At 66.8% G+C, this 15,136-nt stretch carries 12 protein-coding genes and 6 pseudogenes; 7 read left to right on the top strand and 11 right to left on the bottom strand.

From position 1 onward, the window contains the following. The first annotated feature begins 26 nt into the window (after positions 1-26). The gene (locus WAB15_RS35850) at positions 27-833 is read left to right on the top strand and encodes an alpha/beta hydrolase family protein (RefSeq protein WP_407288846.1); all 807 of its coding nucleotides are present in this window, start codon (positions 27-29) and stop codon (positions 831-833) included. A gap of 386 nt (positions 834-1,219) precedes the next feature. Here the strand turns inward: WAB15_RS35850 and WAB15_RS35855 are convergent, their stop codons facing one another. The 3 genes from WAB15_RS35855 to WAB15_RS35865 form a co-directional block, all read right to left on the bottom strand. After that, positions 1,220-2,479, bottom strand: a complete 1,260-nt coding sequence (locus WAB15_RS35855; protein ID WP_407288847.1) for a hypothetical protein — start codon at positions 2,477-2,479, stop codon at positions 1,220-1,222. Positions 2,480-3,171: 692 nt separating this feature from the next. Then, a complete protein-coding gene (locus tag WAB15_RS35860) occupies positions 3,172-3,555 on the bottom strand; it encodes a hypothetical protein (protein WP_407288848.1) in 384 nt (127 codons plus the stop codon). Between the two features lie 357 nt (positions 3,556-3,912). Next, positions 3,913-4,929: a helix-turn-helix transcriptional regulator gene (locus WAB15_RS35865; RefSeq protein ID WP_407288849.1), complete on the bottom strand. Its 1,017-nt coding sequence runs from the start codon at positions 4,927-4,929 to the stop codon at positions 3,913-3,915. 96 nt (positions 4,930-5,025) lie between these two features. Between WAB15_RS35865 and WAB15_RS35870 the strand changes: the two genes are divergently transcribed. Further along, entirely contained in the window at positions 5,026-6,264 is a 1,239-nt protein-coding gene (locus WAB15_RS35870; RefSeq protein WP_407288850.1) for an FAD-dependent oxidoreductase, read from the top strand. A 298-nt stretch (positions 6,265-6,562) separates the two neighbouring features. Here WAB15_RS35870 and WAB15_RS35875 read toward each other — a convergent pair. The 3 genes and pseudogenes from WAB15_RS35875 to WAB15_RS35885 form a co-directional block, all read right to left on the bottom strand. Continuing rightward, positions 6,563-6,717: pseudogene (locus tag WAB15_RS35875) on the bottom strand (transposase); the annotation flags it as partial. Positions 6,718-6,943: 226 nt separating this feature from the next. Further along, positions 6,944-7,159, bottom strand: a complete 216-nt coding sequence (locus tag WAB15_RS35880) for a hypothetical protein (RefSeq protein WP_407288851.1) — start codon at positions 7,157-7,159, stop codon at positions 6,944-6,946. A 644-nt stretch (positions 7,160-7,803) separates the two neighbouring features. Beyond that, a pseudogene (locus WAB15_RS35885) lies at positions 7,804-8,073 on the bottom strand (IS630 family transposase); the annotation flags it as partial. A 68-nt stretch (positions 8,074-8,141) separates the two neighbouring features. Between WAB15_RS35885 and WAB15_RS35890 the strand changes: the two are divergent. The 3 genes and pseudogenes from WAB15_RS35890 to WAB15_RS35900 all read left to right on the top strand — a co-directional run. Then, positions 8,142-8,441 (top strand): transposase, encoded by a 300-nt coding sequence (locus tag WAB15_RS35890; protein WP_407288852.1) that lies wholly within the window; start codon positions 8,142-8,144, stop codon positions 8,439-8,441. Next, positions 8,438-9,010, top strand: coding sequence for an IS3 family transposase (locus tag WAB15_RS35895; RefSeq protein WP_407288853.1), 573 nt, complete (start codon positions 8,438-8,440; stop codon positions 9,008-9,010). Before WAB15_RS35890 ends, WAB15_RS35895 begins: the two co-directional genes overlap by 4 nt. 81 nt (positions 9,011-9,091) lie before the next feature. Next, positions 9,092-9,465: pseudogene (locus WAB15_RS35900) on the top strand (transposase); the annotation flags it as partial. Positions 9,466-9,854: 389 nt separating this feature from the next. Here WAB15_RS35900 and WAB15_RS35905 read toward each other — a convergent pair. The 3 genes and pseudogenes from WAB15_RS35905 to WAB15_RS35915 form a co-directional block, all read right to left on the bottom strand. Beyond that, positions 9,855-10,415, bottom strand: a complete 561-nt coding sequence (locus tag WAB15_RS35905; RefSeq protein ID WP_407288854.1) for a hypothetical protein — start codon at positions 10,413-10,415, stop codon at positions 9,855-9,857. 493 nt (positions 10,416-10,908) lie between these two features. Further along, on the bottom strand, positions 10,909-11,748 hold the full coding sequence (locus tag WAB15_RS35910) for an IS5 family transposase (RefSeq protein WP_407288855.1): 840 nt from the start codon (positions 11,746-11,748) through the stop codon (positions 10,909-10,911). Between the two features lie 241 nt (positions 11,749-11,989). Beyond that, positions 11,990-12,220 (bottom strand): annotated as a pseudogene (locus WAB15_RS35915) (transposase); the annotation flags it as partial. Between the two features lie 270 nt (positions 12,221-12,490). Here WAB15_RS35915 and WAB15_RS35920 point away from each other — a divergent pair. Continuing rightward, on the top strand, positions 12,491-13,249 hold the full coding sequence (locus WAB15_RS35920) for a TetR/AcrR family transcriptional regulator (RefSeq protein ID WP_407288856.1): 759 nt from the start codon (positions 12,491-12,493) through the stop codon (positions 13,247-13,249). After that, a pseudogene (locus WAB15_RS35925) lies at positions 13,246-14,025 on the top strand (SAM-dependent methyltransferase); the annotation flags it as partial. The gene WAB15_RS35920 and the pseudogene WAB15_RS35925, both read left to right, overlap by 4 nt. Before the next feature lie 135 nt (positions 14,026-14,160). Here the strand turns inward: WAB15_RS35925 and WAB15_RS35930 are convergent. Both WAB15_RS35930 and WAB15_RS35935 read right to left on the bottom strand, forming a co-directional pair. Next, positions 14,161-14,283: pseudogene (locus WAB15_RS35930) on the bottom strand (DNA-binding protein); the annotation flags it as partial. A 339-nt stretch (positions 14,284-14,622) separates the two neighbouring features. After that, a complete protein-coding gene (locus WAB15_RS35935) occupies positions 14,623-15,120 on the bottom strand; it encodes a hypothetical protein (RefSeq protein WP_399145522.1) in 498 nt (165 codons plus the stop codon). Between the last annotated feature and the right edge of the window lie 16 nt (positions 15,121-15,136).

Genomic DNA, 15,136 nt, shown 5'->3' on the forward strand with positions numbered 1-15,136 from the left:
ACAGTCCCTGCCTAGGTGATCGCAACATGTCCGAAAAAGTGAGATTCCGGAGCGTCGTCGGCCCCGAACTGGCCGGGGCGATCGACCTGCCGGACGGCGAGATCCGCGGCTGGGGAATCTTCGTGCACGGATTCACGCTCGGCAAGGACTCGCCGGCCGCCTCGCGCGTCAGCAAGCAGCTGGCACGCGAGGGGATCGGAATGCTGCGCTTCGACAACCTCGGGATCGGAGACTCCGACGGCGACTGGGGGGACGGTTCCTTCACCGTCAAGGTCCAGGACACGGTCCGTGCGGCAGCCATGATGGCGGAGCGAGGGACGCCGGCAGACCTGCTGGTGGGGCACTCATGGGGAGGCGCCGCCGCCCTCGCCGCAGCGGCCGAGGCGACCGGCGTCCGCGCGGTCGCCACGATCGGGGCGCCTGCCGATCCCAGCCACGTCGAGCGACAGTACGACGCGGTCGTGGATCGCGTGCTCAGTGACGGGTCGCACGAGTGGTTCGTCGGCGGGCGGACCCTAGTCCTCAAGCGCGCCTTCGTCGAAGACGTCCGCCGTGCTCATCTGCGCGACCGGATCCGCGAGTTGGACCTGCCGCTGCTCGTCCTGCATTCGCCGACCGACAACACCGTCGACATCGACAACGCCGGGGAGATCTTCAGCGAGGCACGGCACCCGCGAAGCTTCGTCTCCCTCGAAGGAGCAGACCATCTGCTGACGGCACGAGGACAGGCGCAGCGAGCCGCCCACATCATCAGCGCCTGGGCCGACCAATACATCCACGGGTCACGGCCCGCAGGAAAGACTTCTCAGGTGACGAAGGGCTCGCTCGGATAGGTGTGGGGGCAGGGGCGTCGGGTGGGGCGGTCGTCCCAGCGGTGGTGGTCCAGGCGCGTCGGAACAGGCTGCGCACGGTGATGACCGCATCGTCCTGCCCTTCCTGCGCCGGGCCCACGCCGCCGGAGTGCGGCGTGCGGTGCTCCTGAGTGCCTCCTCCTTCCCGGAAGGCGGGCTGGCCGTGCGCCTGGTGCACCAGGCACTGCCGATGATTTCTTCGACGACAACAACCGCCTGCTCGCCTACATCGCGCCGAACTACTCGAAGAAGGAACTGGACACCCTTCCTCCTGGGAGCTACGACGTAAACCAGGCCCTGCTTTGAACGAGCCGAGCGAAAGCCGCCCGACGGGCAAAAGCCCAGGTCAGGCGCCTTTTCTCGGGTCCCTAGAAGAACCCCGGCTTCTTCGGCGAGTACGAGACCAGCAGGTTCTTCGTCTGTTGGTGGTACAGCAGCGGCAAGCCGTTGATGCAGGGGCCGATCTCCCACGGCGGGCAGCGGAGCTGGATGGAGATGACGCGCCGCTCGTTCTCCGTCAGCTGGAGTCGGACGGGGCGGCTCTGCGGCCGTCGGATGTCCTCGACGTGGTCAAAGGAGCGCAGGCCCGTCGCGGAGGCAAGCTCGCGTCGTGGGCGTGGGTCGCTGACGAATGTTCCCTCTTCCGCGTAGCGGCAGGTCCCGTCCAGGTCTTCCTGAGTGAAGGAGAGGGTCTCTTCGTCGTCGAACGTTGCCTCTGCGGGTGCGTCAGTCTGGCCGGTGAGCTCGCGCCAGCGGTAGACGTCGGCCGCCAGCGCCCACAGGTGAGAGACCCGCCGACTGCCGGAGCGGTCGCGGATGCGCAGGGGGAGGTGCTCGCCGTCGGCGCTGGTGACGACGAGTTCGTCGAGGGCGGTGGAGCGCTCTTCCGGTATGCACAGGGCGGGGAGGAACCAGCCGCTGTGGAAGCGGCCGCACACTTGACCTGTTTCCGGGCACGGCCGCTCACTGGCTGGCGTGCACTTCCATATCTGGAGGTGCCGCACGCCGCCGCGGACGATCATGGCGAGCGGTGAGACGATGCGCTGCCAGGGGACGTCGTCCACACGGGCCCACGGCGCCCGGTCGATCAGTGCGGATGCGGGATCGCCGGTGATCCACAGCGGAGCTATCCCGTTTGCGCGTGCATGGGCGGAGCGCCGGTGGGCGGTGCTCGCACTGATGGGGGAGTACTGGGCCTCCCATCCCACGCGGGCCGCGGGCCCGGAGATCAGGACATCCGTGACGATCCGGCGGTCGGTGGACCGGACCTCGACCTGTACGTCGAGGCCGTGACGGGACGCCGTGCGCGCGATTCGTTCCTTCATCGCCTTGTGCCTGTCGCTCTCCTGAGGCGTGGCGACATGGGTCATCGGAAGATGCGCGGCCACCAACGTCAGCCGCCCGTCGCGGCGTTGTCGGCGGACGAACATCCAGGAACTCTTGTCGGCCTGCGCGCACCCGCAAGAGCCGCCTTTGTAGTCCTGTAGGCACTGGAGCAGGTCGCGGGGCCGCTCACCCACGGACCGGGTGATCTCGGCGAGGAGACCGGGCCGATCCTCGTGGCCCAGATCCTCGTGCGTCAGATTGATCTCTATGCCGTACTTGGTGTGGAACACCCCGTTGGCCATGTCTATGACGGTAAGACAGCTCGGAGCTGCGCAGAAGAGGGCTGTTCGATGCCGCTGCGCCATCTTCCGGCACTCCGATCAGCGGCGGGCAGGGTGTTCGGTGATCCAGCGCCACGAGGAGTCATACAGCCAGCCCTGTGCCGAGGGCTCTCGGCTGCGGTGAAGCAGGTCTGCTGGGACCTGACGCGGCGTACGTGGAGGCCCCGTGACGCTGTCGTCACGGGGCCTCCGAGAACAGTCCCTTGATCGGCTCATCGGCCTCCTGTACGACGACACCGAGCGGCACGCAACCGACTCCCCGGAGGCCCCGAGACCCAATCCGTACCGCGCGGAGGACGCCTCTGAATCAATGCTGACGGCGCCGGCAGCGCCACAGAAGGTCACCCCACCCCCACATCGAACGCCAAGCCGGACCGGCGCCCCCGCAAACGCAGTTCGAAGCGCCGGGGGACGGCCGGCGTGACTGAATCCACCTCCTGACCCATCCTTGGGGCGTGGCGTTCGGCCGCGCCCCTACTCGGAGCGCCATGAACGATGAAACCGGAGCCATCGGTCGCCAGCCCCCTACTTCAACCAAGCGACCCGGCGTTCTTGCAGACAGGTGACACGCCGCATGCCTTGACGTCCCAGGGCCTGGTCCGAGCGACCCACGGCTTTCCGTCCGTGGTGTACACGGTGCCGCCTGCGGCGGATCATGCCGCAGGTGTGTGGCTGCCGTCCGAGATCAGCCTCACCGCCCACAGCGCCGGGTCCACCCATGCCGGCCCCAGTGCCGCCCACGGCCAGTCGACCAGATGCGCCCGCCCGTGCCGGACAAGGATGTTGGTCCATGCGAGGTCGGTGTGCAGGAGATAGCGGCCAACGAGATGGGCCTCGTCCTTGCGCTCGCAGTAGTAGCCCCAACGCTCCCACGCGGTCAACAGCCGCGCCCGCGGAGCAAGGCAGGTGGTCACCTGCGCCAGTGCGCTCACGACCAGCGGCAGATCCGGCGAAGTGGGGGCGTAGTCGGCCCACTTCGCCTTGAGCCCCTCGAAGCCCAGAAAATCCCAGCCGCCCGCCCGCACCCGCCACAGCATCCGTGCAGCACAGCTGGGCAAGAACGGGTTGCCGGATCGCACACTGCCGTCCCTTGAGAGACTCGCCGCCGGCGAGAGTGCCTATGGTGGCGCTGGGAGAGGTCGGTTTCACGTCGAGACGACGGGCTTGCGCTGAATGGCGCTGCCGGTCGGTAGCCGGTGATGACGTCATAGCCGACGCCCAGTGTGCGCGGCTCGATTAGCCGTCGACGCCTATGGCCGCCCTCCGAGCGCGGGTGACCACACGTCCACTCAGAAGTGCCTCGCACAACACGCCGGTTTCGAGAGGACTTTTGCGAACGGTGACGTGCGGAGACGTGATCACTCCCGGGGCTCTCCCGGAACTCTCACAGATGGTCATTTATGAGAAGGACCGAGGTTCTCGGTGTCGGCAATAGTGGCCCATCGGTGTGCGAGGCGGCGGCATGCGTGGACGAGTTCGGGTGGGTGGAGGTCGGTGAGTTCGGTGTCGAAGGTGGCGAGGATGCCGGCGATGCCGGCCCAGGACCAGGCGCCGAGAGTGAGCCGGCAGTACTCGGTGTCGAGGTGTTCCACGACGGAGCCGCCTGGTGCCCAGCGGGCCACGACGTGAGCGGGCAGGTTGAGCCGAGCGGTGCCGGTGCATTGCCAGGCGGCGGGGGTGTCGCCGCGGTCGTGGGTGCTCATCACGAAGTGGGCGAGGTCGGGGTGGGGAAGCGCGCGGGCGGCGAAGTGCTGCGTGGTGGGGCGGGGGTGCAGTCGATCGACGCGGCGCACTCGCCATTCGTTGTCGGTGAGGTCGTAGGCGACCAGATACCACCGGGCGGCCCAGACGACCAGGTGGTGTGGCTCGATGCGGTGGGCGGGCAGGTAGTCGGGGTCACTGGGTTCGGGGCGTGTGCCGTCGGGACGCAGTGTCTCGGTGACGAGGAGGTGGCGGTGGCGTACCGCGGTTCCGACGGCGGTGAGGGCGGCCGGGTCGATGGGGGGCGCGGGGAACTCCCAATAGTTCTGCAGCCGAGTCAGGCGCAGGGATTCCATGGATGCCCGCAGCGCAGGGGGCATGACCTGGTGCAGAGCCGCCAGCGCACGCGCCGCGTCGTCCCTGAGGCCGAACATCGTGCTTGGCGCGGTCTGCAGGGCCACCACGACCGCGAGGGCCTGGTCGTGGTCGAACAGCAACGGCGGCAGGGTTCGCCCGGCTCCGAGCCGGTAGCCGCCGTCTGGGCCGTGGATGGTAGCGATCGGGTAGTCGAGCCGGCGCAAAGTTTCGATGTCGCGGCGGACAGTGCGTTCGCTGGTCCCGAGCCGGGTGGCGAGCTCGCGCAGCGACCACTGCCGTCCTGGTCCGAGCAGAGACAACAGCTGCAACGCCCGGTGTGAGGTGTTCGCCATCGTCCCACCCTGACACCGGTAGTGGCCACTCGGTGTCCACTACCGGTGTCAGGGTGGGTTCTGTTCAGCGAGCAGCGGCGGAAAGGACGGTCGGGTATGCGGGTGGTCGTGGTGGGTGGCGGGATCGGCGGGCTTGCATTGGGGGCGGGGCTGCGTCGCCGGGGGTTTGAGGTGGCGGTATTCGACCGAGACACCGATGTGGCGGCGACGGGCGGCTACCACATCACCCTGGATGAGCGGGCGCAGTCGGCGCTAAAAGATCTGGTGGAACCGATGATCATGCAGCGGCTGCTGGCATCGGGGTCGGCGCTGCGACTGCGCGAGCGCGACGCGTTCTGGGATCGCCGCGGCCGACTGCTGGGCCACGGGCCGGACCTCAGCGACAGTGCAAGCATCGACGTCGATCGGATCACCCTGCGGATGCTGCTGGCCGAAGCCGTCGGAGATGGCCTGCACTTGGGATGCAACGTGTCCGGCGTCGGCCACGATGACCACGGCGCGCCCCAAGTGCTGTTCACCGACGGGGCGCCGGTCTCGGCGGATCTGGTGGTGGGCGCGGACGGTACCCACTCGGTAGTCGCCCGCCACCTGGCGGGCGGCCCGACCAACAGCCCGGCGGGCATCATCGGGTTCTCCGGCCGCACCCTCCGGCGAGACCTCAGCCCCGGCGAGCATCAGCGACTTGGGCCACGATCGGGGCTGGCGATCGGCCCGCGCGGAGCAGCGCTCTACGTCGGCTTCCTCGACCCGGTCGGCAACACCGCGCTCGACGCTCCCGAGTTGCGGATGTCGGTCACCACCGGACCCACCTACATCTGGGGCGCAATGTTTCCCGAATCCACCAGCACCGATTCCCTGCGCGACCTGCGTGGCGGCGAACTGCAGGCCGCGCTGCTCGGCCGGTTCCGCGAGCGGGGCTGGGCCGAGCGGACACTCGAGGTCATCGCCCAAGCCGACCCGCACAGCGTGGCCGGATTCCGCTTCAACGCCGCCTCCACCCGCGCGGAGGATCTCGCGCCCTGGCCTGCGGGTCGTATCACCGCGCTGGGCGACGCTGTCCACGCCACACCGCCCACCGCCGGAATGGGAGCGGGCGCGGCCATCCGCGACGCCGCCAGCCTGCTCACGCACGTCAGCGCCGCCGCCGACGGCACCGCCACCCTCACCGACGCGGTGGACCATTTCGAGGCCGGCATGCGCCGGCGCGGCAGCGAAGTCCTCACCCTGGCCATGAAGACCGTCCGGTGGATCCTGGCCACCGACACCACACTCGGCGCCGCAGCGACCGTCGTGAGCACCCCGATTCTGGCCGCAGCCGCCCGGCTACGTCACTGACGAGCCGCGCGACGCCCGTGCCCTGCACTCAGAGGACGCTACGTCCGTCTCTGGTAGAGGCCGCGTCCGGCTTGGGTGAGGATGCCTTGGCGGGTGAGGCGCCCGAGGCGGCTGGGGGAGGACGTGGGAGGCGCAAGGGGCGGGCACGAGTCGCCACCTCCTCAGCAGGCCGCGGCGCAGTGAGCGTGACGGCAGTTCATCTGCTGCGGGTTCGCGCACTTGGCGAGCAGGTTGTCCGTGACCTGACCGTCGTTGCAAATCCGGCGGAACACCGGCTTGTAGATGCAAAGGATGTCCTCGACCTGCCAGCGACCAGCAGCGTCTCGTGCAGGCGGGGCCATACGCCGCCTCGGTCCAGTCCCGTAGGCGGCGCCAGCAGGTCATGCCGCTGCAGCCGATCCGCTCAGCCGGGACATCTCGCCAGCTCACCCCTTTACGCAGCACGTAGACGATGCACAGGCACAGCTCTCCCTCGGTGATCACAGGGCGTCGCAGCTCCATGATCAAGACCTGTGCCTGCATCACTGCCGAGGCCACTTCACCACGCCTATCTGCGCGACCTCTTAGCATTGTTTCGGCGAGAACTACCGGAACCCCCAGTAAGGCACCTACAGCCGTGAGTTCCCAGTCGCGCCCGATGTGCGCGGGCGGCCCGCACCCGGCGGATGGTTTCGCGTCGTCACCCGCCGCACTTGCCGATGTCCACGATGATGTCGGAGTCCACGGATGCGGCCGTCGGGCCCCAGGCGAAGGCACGCACCTGCGTCGAATCAATCGTGGAGTCGGTGCTGTTGGGGTTCTGCTCATCCGCCGAGATCGGGTGGTACACACAGACCAGGTCGAGATTGATGATGTAGTACCCCTCCGACACATACCTGTCGGAATTGTTGACCACCTTGGGCTCCGGTTCATTCCCCCAGGCTGAACCGTCACTCCACGGGAGAGTACCCCTCGCAAAGCCAGGAGGAATGGGGTTGCCATAGTCCGGCGAGCTGGAATCGTAGTGCCCAGTGGTGTTGTAGCCGCACACATACCCGTCCGCGCAACCATGAACGGTGGAGGCATGGGCGACGGTGGTAGTTCCACAGAACAGGGCGGAGGCGGCGCACAGCGCGGCGGCTACGCGAGCCATACGCCGGGAGAACCTGACGGGTCGGCGATTCATTGGGAATTCCCTTTCTGCCCAACCCATGGGAACGGCGCAGGGTGATCAGGTGCTTGAAGGCCGTAGAGGCACGGCCAGGCGCCGTGAGAGGAGAGTGCGCCCAGCCGGGTGACTCCGCAAGCCCCTGCACAACAGCGCACTAGCGCACAACGAGGCGTGCAGGCGCACAACTGATGGCGCGGTCCGGGGCCACCCTCACCGCCGTATGCCGCACGATCCAGATTTCGCGAATCTGCCAAAGCCCCACGTCAAGGCAGGGTCGAGCAGGGTTCGTGAGGAGTGGACAGCAGGCGCAGCGGTGTTTGTCTCTCGCGAATGGCGGGAGCACCAGGCAGGAGACGTGAGCTAGTGTGATGCGCCCGAAATCCTGAGGGTTACTTGTTCTCGGTTATGTTGTGGGTCGGCTTGACCTTGGAGAGGTAGTCGGCGAGGGAGTTGAGGATCTCGTCAGCCGTTTTGGTGCAGGTGAACGGCCGGGGGTTCTGGTTCCAGGTTGCGATCCACGCTCTGATGTCGGCTTCCAGGGCATTCACAGACGTGTGGACGCCACGGCGGATGAGTTTGTCGGTCAGCAGGCCGAACCACCGCTCGACCTGGTTGATCCTGGAGGAGCCGGTCGGGGTGAAGCGCACGTGGAAGCGGGGGCGAAGCTTCCCCTTGATCGTGGACAACTGGAGACTGGGACCTGAGGTTCCAGAGGAAGTAGCACCAGGTGGGAAGCAAGTACACGAAGCGGTACACCGAGGAGTCCAAGCGGGACGCGATCGCGCTCGTCGATTCCTCGGGGAAGACGGTCACCGCCGTCGCCCGGGAACTCGGCATCAGCTCGGAGTCCCTGAGCGGCTGGTACCGCCAGGCCGAGGCCGACCAGGGCGAGGGGCGCCCCGGTGAGCTCACCACGGCCGAGCGTGAGGAGCTCAAGCGGCTGCGCCGGCAGAACGCCGAACAGGCCAAGACGATCGAGGTCCTGCGAAAAGCCGCGGTCTTCTTCGCGAAGGAGAGCGATCGGTGAACGACACGTACGCGTTCATCGAGGCGGAGAAGCCCACCCATGGCGTCGCTGTCCTGTGCCAGCTGCTGAAGGTGGCCCGTTCCTCCTTCTACGCCTGGCTCGCCGCGGCGAAGACCCGCGCCGCCCGCCAGGCTGCCGACGAGGCCCTGACCCACGAGATCACCGTCATCCACCTCGGCTCCAGTGGAACCTACGGCGTCCCGCGCGTCCATGCCAAACTACAGCGCCTGGGACAGCGCGTGAACCGCAAGCGCGTCGCCTGGCTGATGCGCGCACACGGCATCCAGGGCGCCCACCGGCGCCGGTCCCTGACCCGGCCCGACAAGAGGGCCAGGCCGACCCCGGACCTGATCGGCCGCGACTTTCACGCCGATGTCCCCAGGACCAGGCTGGTCGGAGATATCACGTTCCTCCCGACGGCCGAGGGCTGGCGCTACCTCGCCTGCCGGCTGGACCTGGCCACCCGCGAGGTCACCGACTACGCGATGGCCGACCACCACCGCGCCGAACTCGTCGTCGACGCCCTCGACATGGCCCATGGCCGGGCCGGCCTGGAGCCCGGCTGCTGATCCACAGTGATCGCGGCAGCGAGTACACATCATCCTAATTCCGCCACCGGATACGCGAGTTGGGGGCTACGGCAGAGCGTGATCTTGTACGTGGACCCGACCGGCGTCCAGTGGCGCTACCTGCCACACGACTTCCCACCCTGGGAGACGGTCTACGGATACTTCGCGAAGTGGCAGAAGGAAGGTATATTCGGCCAGCTCAATGGCCTGCTAAGGGAGTTGGTGCGGCAGAAGGAGGGACGGAACACAAAGCCGTCCGCCTGCGTGATCGACGCGCAGAGCGTCAAGACCTCCACCAGCGTCCCCGTCTCCAGCCAGGGCACGGACGCGGGCAAAAGTTCGTGGGCAGGAAGCGGAGCATCGTGATCGACACGATCGGCCTCCTCCTGGCAGTGCTGGTCACCGCAGCCAGCGTGCAAGATTCCGTAGCCGGCACCCAGCTGCTCGAAGCCGTGATCCACCTGGTCATGACCGACCTGATGGCCCGCCGCCTCACCGGTGAAGCCACCGTCTCCTGGCGCGACCCCACATCCCGGTATCAAACGCTATCTACGGGATGAAACCCCGGGGGAAAACGACCTCTGAAGCCCGAGCCAGCCGATGGCCGTCGACGCTGACGGCACGCATCGTATGTGGTTCGACTACGAGCTCGGCTGAACGGCGAGCTCTGGGTCCGAGGCGGGCGGGGCTGAACTCGCTGTTCAGCCCCGCCCGCCTCGACGTTTCACTCTTCTTGCCGGCTTCGAACGACGCGTGGTCGCGGCCAGCAGCCCGTTACGGGCTGAGACAACACCGGCACGGCTATCAGTGGGCCTTCAGAAAGGGGCACTTGGCCAACGCCGAATTACCAGACGTACTCGCCCTGCGACGGGTCGGGTTCGTGTAGCGTTCCATACTTGGCGCGGACCACCTTCTCGTCCGTCGCAATCCACGAGTCGTCCTCGCCGGAGTTGAACTGGGCTACGTGCTTTCCATCCTCGGTCATGACGAGCATGGAAACGGTGGAGGCTCCCAAAAGTGCCGCCCAGCCACTCAGGTTGAACAGCTCCCAGAGACTGCTGTCCCGAACATCGACGGTCTGATCGGGTTCGATCTTGATCGCATTCTCCTTGAACTTAGTGATCAGCTCGACAGCGGCCTTGGTCGCCTCGGCGGACCTTCCGCCAACAGAGATGGTGCCACCGAGGACACCGGCGGAGAGCTTGAAGAGCGTGTACGCGTCCTTAAGCGTGGCAATCGTCTCCGGCAACGTAGTGACAGATGTCGCAGCCTTGAGCTCGCCAATACCGACCGCCATTAACCCGAGGTCTGCCACAAAGTCCGCAGCCAGCCATTCAGGGTTCATGGCCAGCACTACATAAACATTCTGACTGGCATCGTTTGAGAAGTGGTTGTGCATCGCCATTGCGGTACGCTCCTAAATGTGGTCAAGGGCTTACAGATCATTAACGCTTTTCTTAATCCTGGAGCTTTCTTCACGTGTGGTCATGAGGCGGGGATGGCTGCGGCGACTGACGTCAGCCTCCAGCTTCCTCTCGGCTGGTCCTTTCTGTCAGCGGTGACTGAAATGTCATTGGCTTCGGAAACAGGTACTCGACGCAAAGGGTTGAGTCCGGTGGGCAAGAGCGGGCCGGGGGGACCGCCTTCCCCCACGTCATCGTTGTCGCCCGCCAAAGGCGTCGTAACGGCCAAGAGGGCGGCGATTCGAGAACTCTGCCTGCCCGATGGGGAACTGGGGCATCAAACGATGTTCGCAGTGCCTGCGTTCCTTGACGCTGCCGTCCGGACACAGGCGCCAGGTCGCCAGGATCGTGCCGCCGCCGACGGCGCTGTGCGCCTGACCTCCTGCCCGCCACTTAAAGAGCGTTTTGTCCTGGCGGGCGTGTTTGGTTCGAGGTTCAGGTGTAGCGCCAGTTCGGGGTGGATTCGCGGGTGAGGCGTCGGGTTATGAGGTCGATCATCGCGATGTGGATTATGGCTTCGGAGCGGTGGGGGTGGGTTTCGTAGTCGCGGGCGAGGCGGCGGTGGTGCATCAGCCAGCCGAAGGTACGCTCGACAACCCAGCGTCGGGGGATCACTTTGAATCCCCTGACGGCGGGGTTGCGTTGGACGACTTCGACGTCGATGCCGAGGCGGGCGCCGTGTTCGATGGCTTTGGTGCGGTAGCCCGTGTCTGCCCATGCCTTGCTCACGTGGGGATGGGCGGTGGCGATCTGTGAGAGCAGATTGATGCCGCCGACGTTGTCGGAGACGCTGGCTGCGGTGACCCAGACGGCCAGCAGGAGGCCGAGGGTGTCGACGCCGAGGTGACGCTTGCGACCTGCGATCTTCTTGCCCGCGTCAATGCCCTGGCCGGCAGCGGGCACGTTGGCGGAGGTCTTGACGCTCTGGGCGTCCAGCACGCACGCGCTGGGCTTGGCATCCCGGCCCTCTGCCTCGCGGACCAGGCGACAGAGCAGGCCGTTGAGTTGGTCGAAGACGCCCTCTTTCTGCCAGGCGGCGAAGTAGCCGTAGACGGTTTCCCAGGGGGCGAAGTCGTGCGGCAGGTAGCGCCAGGGGACCCCGGTCCGGTCGACATACAAGATGGCGTCCATGATGCGGCGCAAGTCGTGCTCGGGTGGGCGACCGATGTCCAGGCCCCTGCCTCTTCGCTCGACCCGCCAGGCGGACAGGGTGGGTTCCAGCAGTTCCCAGCGGGCATCGGATAGATCACTGGGATACGGGCGGTGTCGCTTCATGTTTCGGTAGTACCGCTGAACGTGGTCTGCCCTCAGGGCGCAAAGGGGGTCAAGCGGGGGCGCCTTGGGATCAGACAGGAGCGAAACAGCTGAAACGGACTGACGAGCGATGCCACCCGTCCTGCAGGGCACATCAAACGCAACTGCCTCAGCAGTACCAGCCCGGCTCGCCACCCAAAGTGCTACCAAACACGCCCGCCAGGACAAAACGCTCTTTTAGAGGTCGTTTTCTCCCGGGGTTTCATCCCGTGGATGGCGTTTGATACCGGGATGTGGGGTCGCGCCAGGAGACGGTGGCTTCACCGGTGAGGCGGCGGGCCATCAGGTCGGTCATGGCCAGGTGGATCATGGCTTCGGAGCGGGCCGGGAGGGTCTCGTAGTCGCGGGCCAGGCGGCGGTGGAACATCAGCCAGCCGTAGGTCCGCTCGACTGCCCACCGCTTCGGTATCGGGGTGAAGCCCCTGCTCCCCGGGGGTGCGCGCCACGATTTCCATAGATGGCTGATGCCTCTTGGCCACGCCGAAGCCGTGGCGGGGTTTGCCGGACGTGCCGCACCTGCGCGAGCCATGTGAACAGGTCGCCGCCCACCCGCAGTGCGGAGCGTCCTGGAGACCAGAGGGGCGATTTCCTCTCACTTCCGATCGGGTTGAGGACCCGCGTCCGCCGATGTCCTTACGGTGCTCTGAAGAGGGAGGAAAATCCTCCGTCTTCGGCCGGACTTCACGTACTTCGGAGGCGCCCCATGCGCGCAGACGCACGGCACAACCGTGTTCGGATTCTGCTGGCTGCCCGGCAGTTATTCGTACACGAGGGGCCGGACGTTCCGCTGGAGGAGATCGCCAGCCGCGCGGGCGTGGGGATCGCCACGCTCTACCGCCGTTTCCCCAGCCGCGCTGCGCTGATCCGAGCGGTGGCGGTCGACGCCATGGAGGCGTTGTACGAGGCGGCAACGGACGCTGCGCAGCGGGAGAGCGATCCGTTCGAGGCCCTGCGCCGCTTCATGCACACCGCCCTGGACAGCAAGGTCGGAGCCGTCATGCCGTCGCTCTTCGGCAGGGTCGAGATCGTCAAGCTGCTCGACGAGGAGCGGGACGCCGTCGGCCCCCTCGGGCGTCTGATCGCACGGGCCCGGGAGTCGGGGCTGCTACGCGACGACGTGGTGACCGGCGACATCGTCTTCATGATCCTCCGCTTGACGCGTCCGATGCCCGGCGGAGGGTTCTCCCAGGACGAGGCGCTCGCGCATCGCCAACTCGACATCTACCTCGACGGGCTGCGGCCTCCGGCGGCCGGGCTGCGCCGCGGGGGACTGCCGGAGCCCGCGATCTCAGCCGGCTGGGTCCGGCACATCCGCGCATGGATGGCGACCGGCCGTCCAGCGGCCACTTCCCCTCCCCTACCGGAGAGTTGGCGCGGCCGCAGCGCCACACGGGCACGGCCCAGGCCCCTGAACCACCACCGATCGACCGGGCATCGACCGAACAACGGAGGACCGCAGTGACGAACAGCCCCCTGCCCACCCCCAAACTGGCCGGCGTCGCCACCACATCGCTGGGGGTGGCCGCGATACGCGCACAAGAACACCGCCGCCCCGACCGTCTCTTCGCCGACCCCTACGCACAGCACTTTCTCGACGCCTCCGGCGACGCCACCTTTGCGGCGGGAACGCAAACGGCGGCCTCCACACCCGAGCTGTTCACCTTGATGGCCGACCAAGTGGCCGTCCGTACCCGCTTTCTGGACGACGCACTGACCAGCGCGGCGCGAGCGGGAACGCCCCAGACGGTGCTGCTGGCCTGCGGCATGGATGCGCGGGCGTTCCGTCTCGACTGGCCTCCCGCGACAGCCCTCTTCGAAGTCGACTTCGCCGACACGCTCGCCTACCGCGCGGCCGTACTCTCAGCTCACGACATCACCGCCACCTGCCGACGGACGGAGGTGCCGACCGATCTGCGCGAGAACTGGCCGACGGCACTGTGCGCGGCCGGCTTCGACCCCAACCTGCCGACCGCCTGGCTGATGGAGGGCATCCTCTACGCCCTGACCTCCCACGCCGCAGACCTCCTCCTCGACCGCGTCACCGCCAACTCGGCTCCGGGCAGCACCCTCGCACTGGACCACCAGGAGGACTCCAAACTGCTTCGCGGCGCCCGTGCCGCCCTCTCCAAGGAACTCGTCGACATCTGGCACGGCGGACCCTCGGAAGACCTCAACTCCTGGCTCGCACGCTACGGTTGGCAGCCCGAGGTGCACGCGCTGGAAGAGGTCACGACGGCACACGGCCGCCCGGTGCCGCCGCCCTTCGACCCGCAGCGCCCCGACACCGGACGGAGCTGGCTCGCGATCGGCCGCCTGCCGCCCCGGCGGCCCCTTGGAGCGCAGAGCCTCCACTCCACTCTCCCGCCGACGTGCATGCCAGGCATACGCGGATGTCCGGGAGACCCGCAGCCGCCGCGCGACCTGCGGCGGCGCCACCCCTTGCGCGAATAACTCGGCGTCCTCGAAGCGGACTTGCTTCCCCTGACCCCGCTGCATCGCGGTAAGACCGCCCTCATCGGATCCCCAGAGGCGTCGTCTTCGAGCCCCACAGTAGTCGCGTCCACGTCGCCAACAGGGGCGACGGCACCCATGCGCAGGAGCAGTGCGGTGTGACGATCCACTGGCCTCGGGCTTGGGGCAATGTTGCGGGTGTTGTGGATGACCGGCGTGGTCAACTACCGCCGTCACCCCACGCAGAGGCCCCGCCCGGCGTTGCCCGGCGGGGCCTCTGTTTGCCAGTGCTCCCTAGTTCGGCGAGCGGTGGTCTCGGGTAGCGCTTCCGCGCTTCACTCAAATGCTGGCCCAGGGAGATGAGTGATGAAGTGACCAGCCCGATCACCCAACGCTTGAGCACTCCTCATGCAAACGCAATGCCGCATTGAGGTCCCTTCTGTAGCTCCATTCGTCTTTGGGGGAGGAGTCCAGAACCGCACTGAAGAATTCTACGGCGCCTGATGTGAGAGCCTCGAGAACGTCCTTCTCGCGACTCAAAGCGGCGCGCCGCTCTTCTCGGTCTGCGAACTTCACCAAGATATTTCCGCGGTCCATCTTTTTCAGGCCGAACGTAAACCTGCGCTCCGGGAAATTGAGTACCCCGCTCCGACCCGCCATGAAGCCTTCGATGTAGGTGAGGATCAAAGACCAGAGCGCATCGATCGTGTCGGTGTCGCTGCTTCTGAGGATCAGAGAGTCGTCGACGTAGAGCTCGATTCCTCCTTGGGTCCGCCGATCCCGAGAAAAGCTGATGCCACAGCTCTCGACCGGTACGAGTTCTTTAGAACCGGAAACGATGAAGGTTCGCGCTTTCACCGTCACCGCTTTGTCGCGCGTCATGTCTCACCTGTCATTC

The sequence above is a fragment of the Streptomyces sirii genome, from assembly GCF_045690365.1.
Lineage (GTDB): Bacteria > Actinomycetota > Actinomycetes > Streptomycetales > Streptomycetaceae > Streptomyces > Streptomyces sirii.

Excerpts from the sequence above, each read along its gene's own strand:
- WAB15_RS35920 (WP_407288856.1), top strand. The coding sequence starts at position 12,491 with ATGCGCGCAGACGCACGGCACAACCGTGTTCGGATTCTGCTGGCTGCC.
- WAB15_RS35865 (WP_407288849.1), bottom strand. The coding sequence starts at position 4,929 with ATGGCGAACACCTCACACCGGGCGTTGCAGCTGTTGTCTCTGCTCGGA.
- WAB15_RS35850 (WP_407288846.1), top strand. The coding sequence starts at position 27 with ATGTCCGAAAAAGTGAGATTCCGGAGCGTCGTCGGCCCCGAACTGGCC.
- WAB15_RS35910 (WP_407288855.1), bottom strand. The coding sequence starts at position 11,748 with ATGAAGCGACACCGCCCGTATCCCAGTGATCTATCCGATGCCCGCTGG.
- WAB15_RS35860 (WP_407288848.1), bottom strand. The coding sequence starts at position 3,555 with ATGCTGTGGCGGGTGCGGGCGGGCGGCTGGGATTTTCTGGGCTTCGAG.
- WAB15_RS35855 (WP_407288847.1), bottom strand. The coding sequence starts at position 2,479 with ATGGCCAACGGGGTGTTCCACACCAAGTACGGCATAGAGATCAATCTG.
- WAB15_RS35935 (WP_399145522.1), bottom strand. The coding sequence starts at position 15,120 with ATGACGCGCGACAAAGCGGTGACGGTGAAAGCGCGAACCTTCATCGTT.
- WAB15_RS35905 (WP_407288854.1), bottom strand. The coding sequence starts at position 10,415 with ATGGCGATGCACAACCACTTCTCAAACGATGCCAGTCAGAATGTTTAT.
- WAB15_RS35870 (WP_407288850.1), top strand. The coding sequence starts at position 5,026 with ATGCGGGTGGTCGTGGTGGGTGGCGGGATCGGCGGGCTTGCATTGGGG.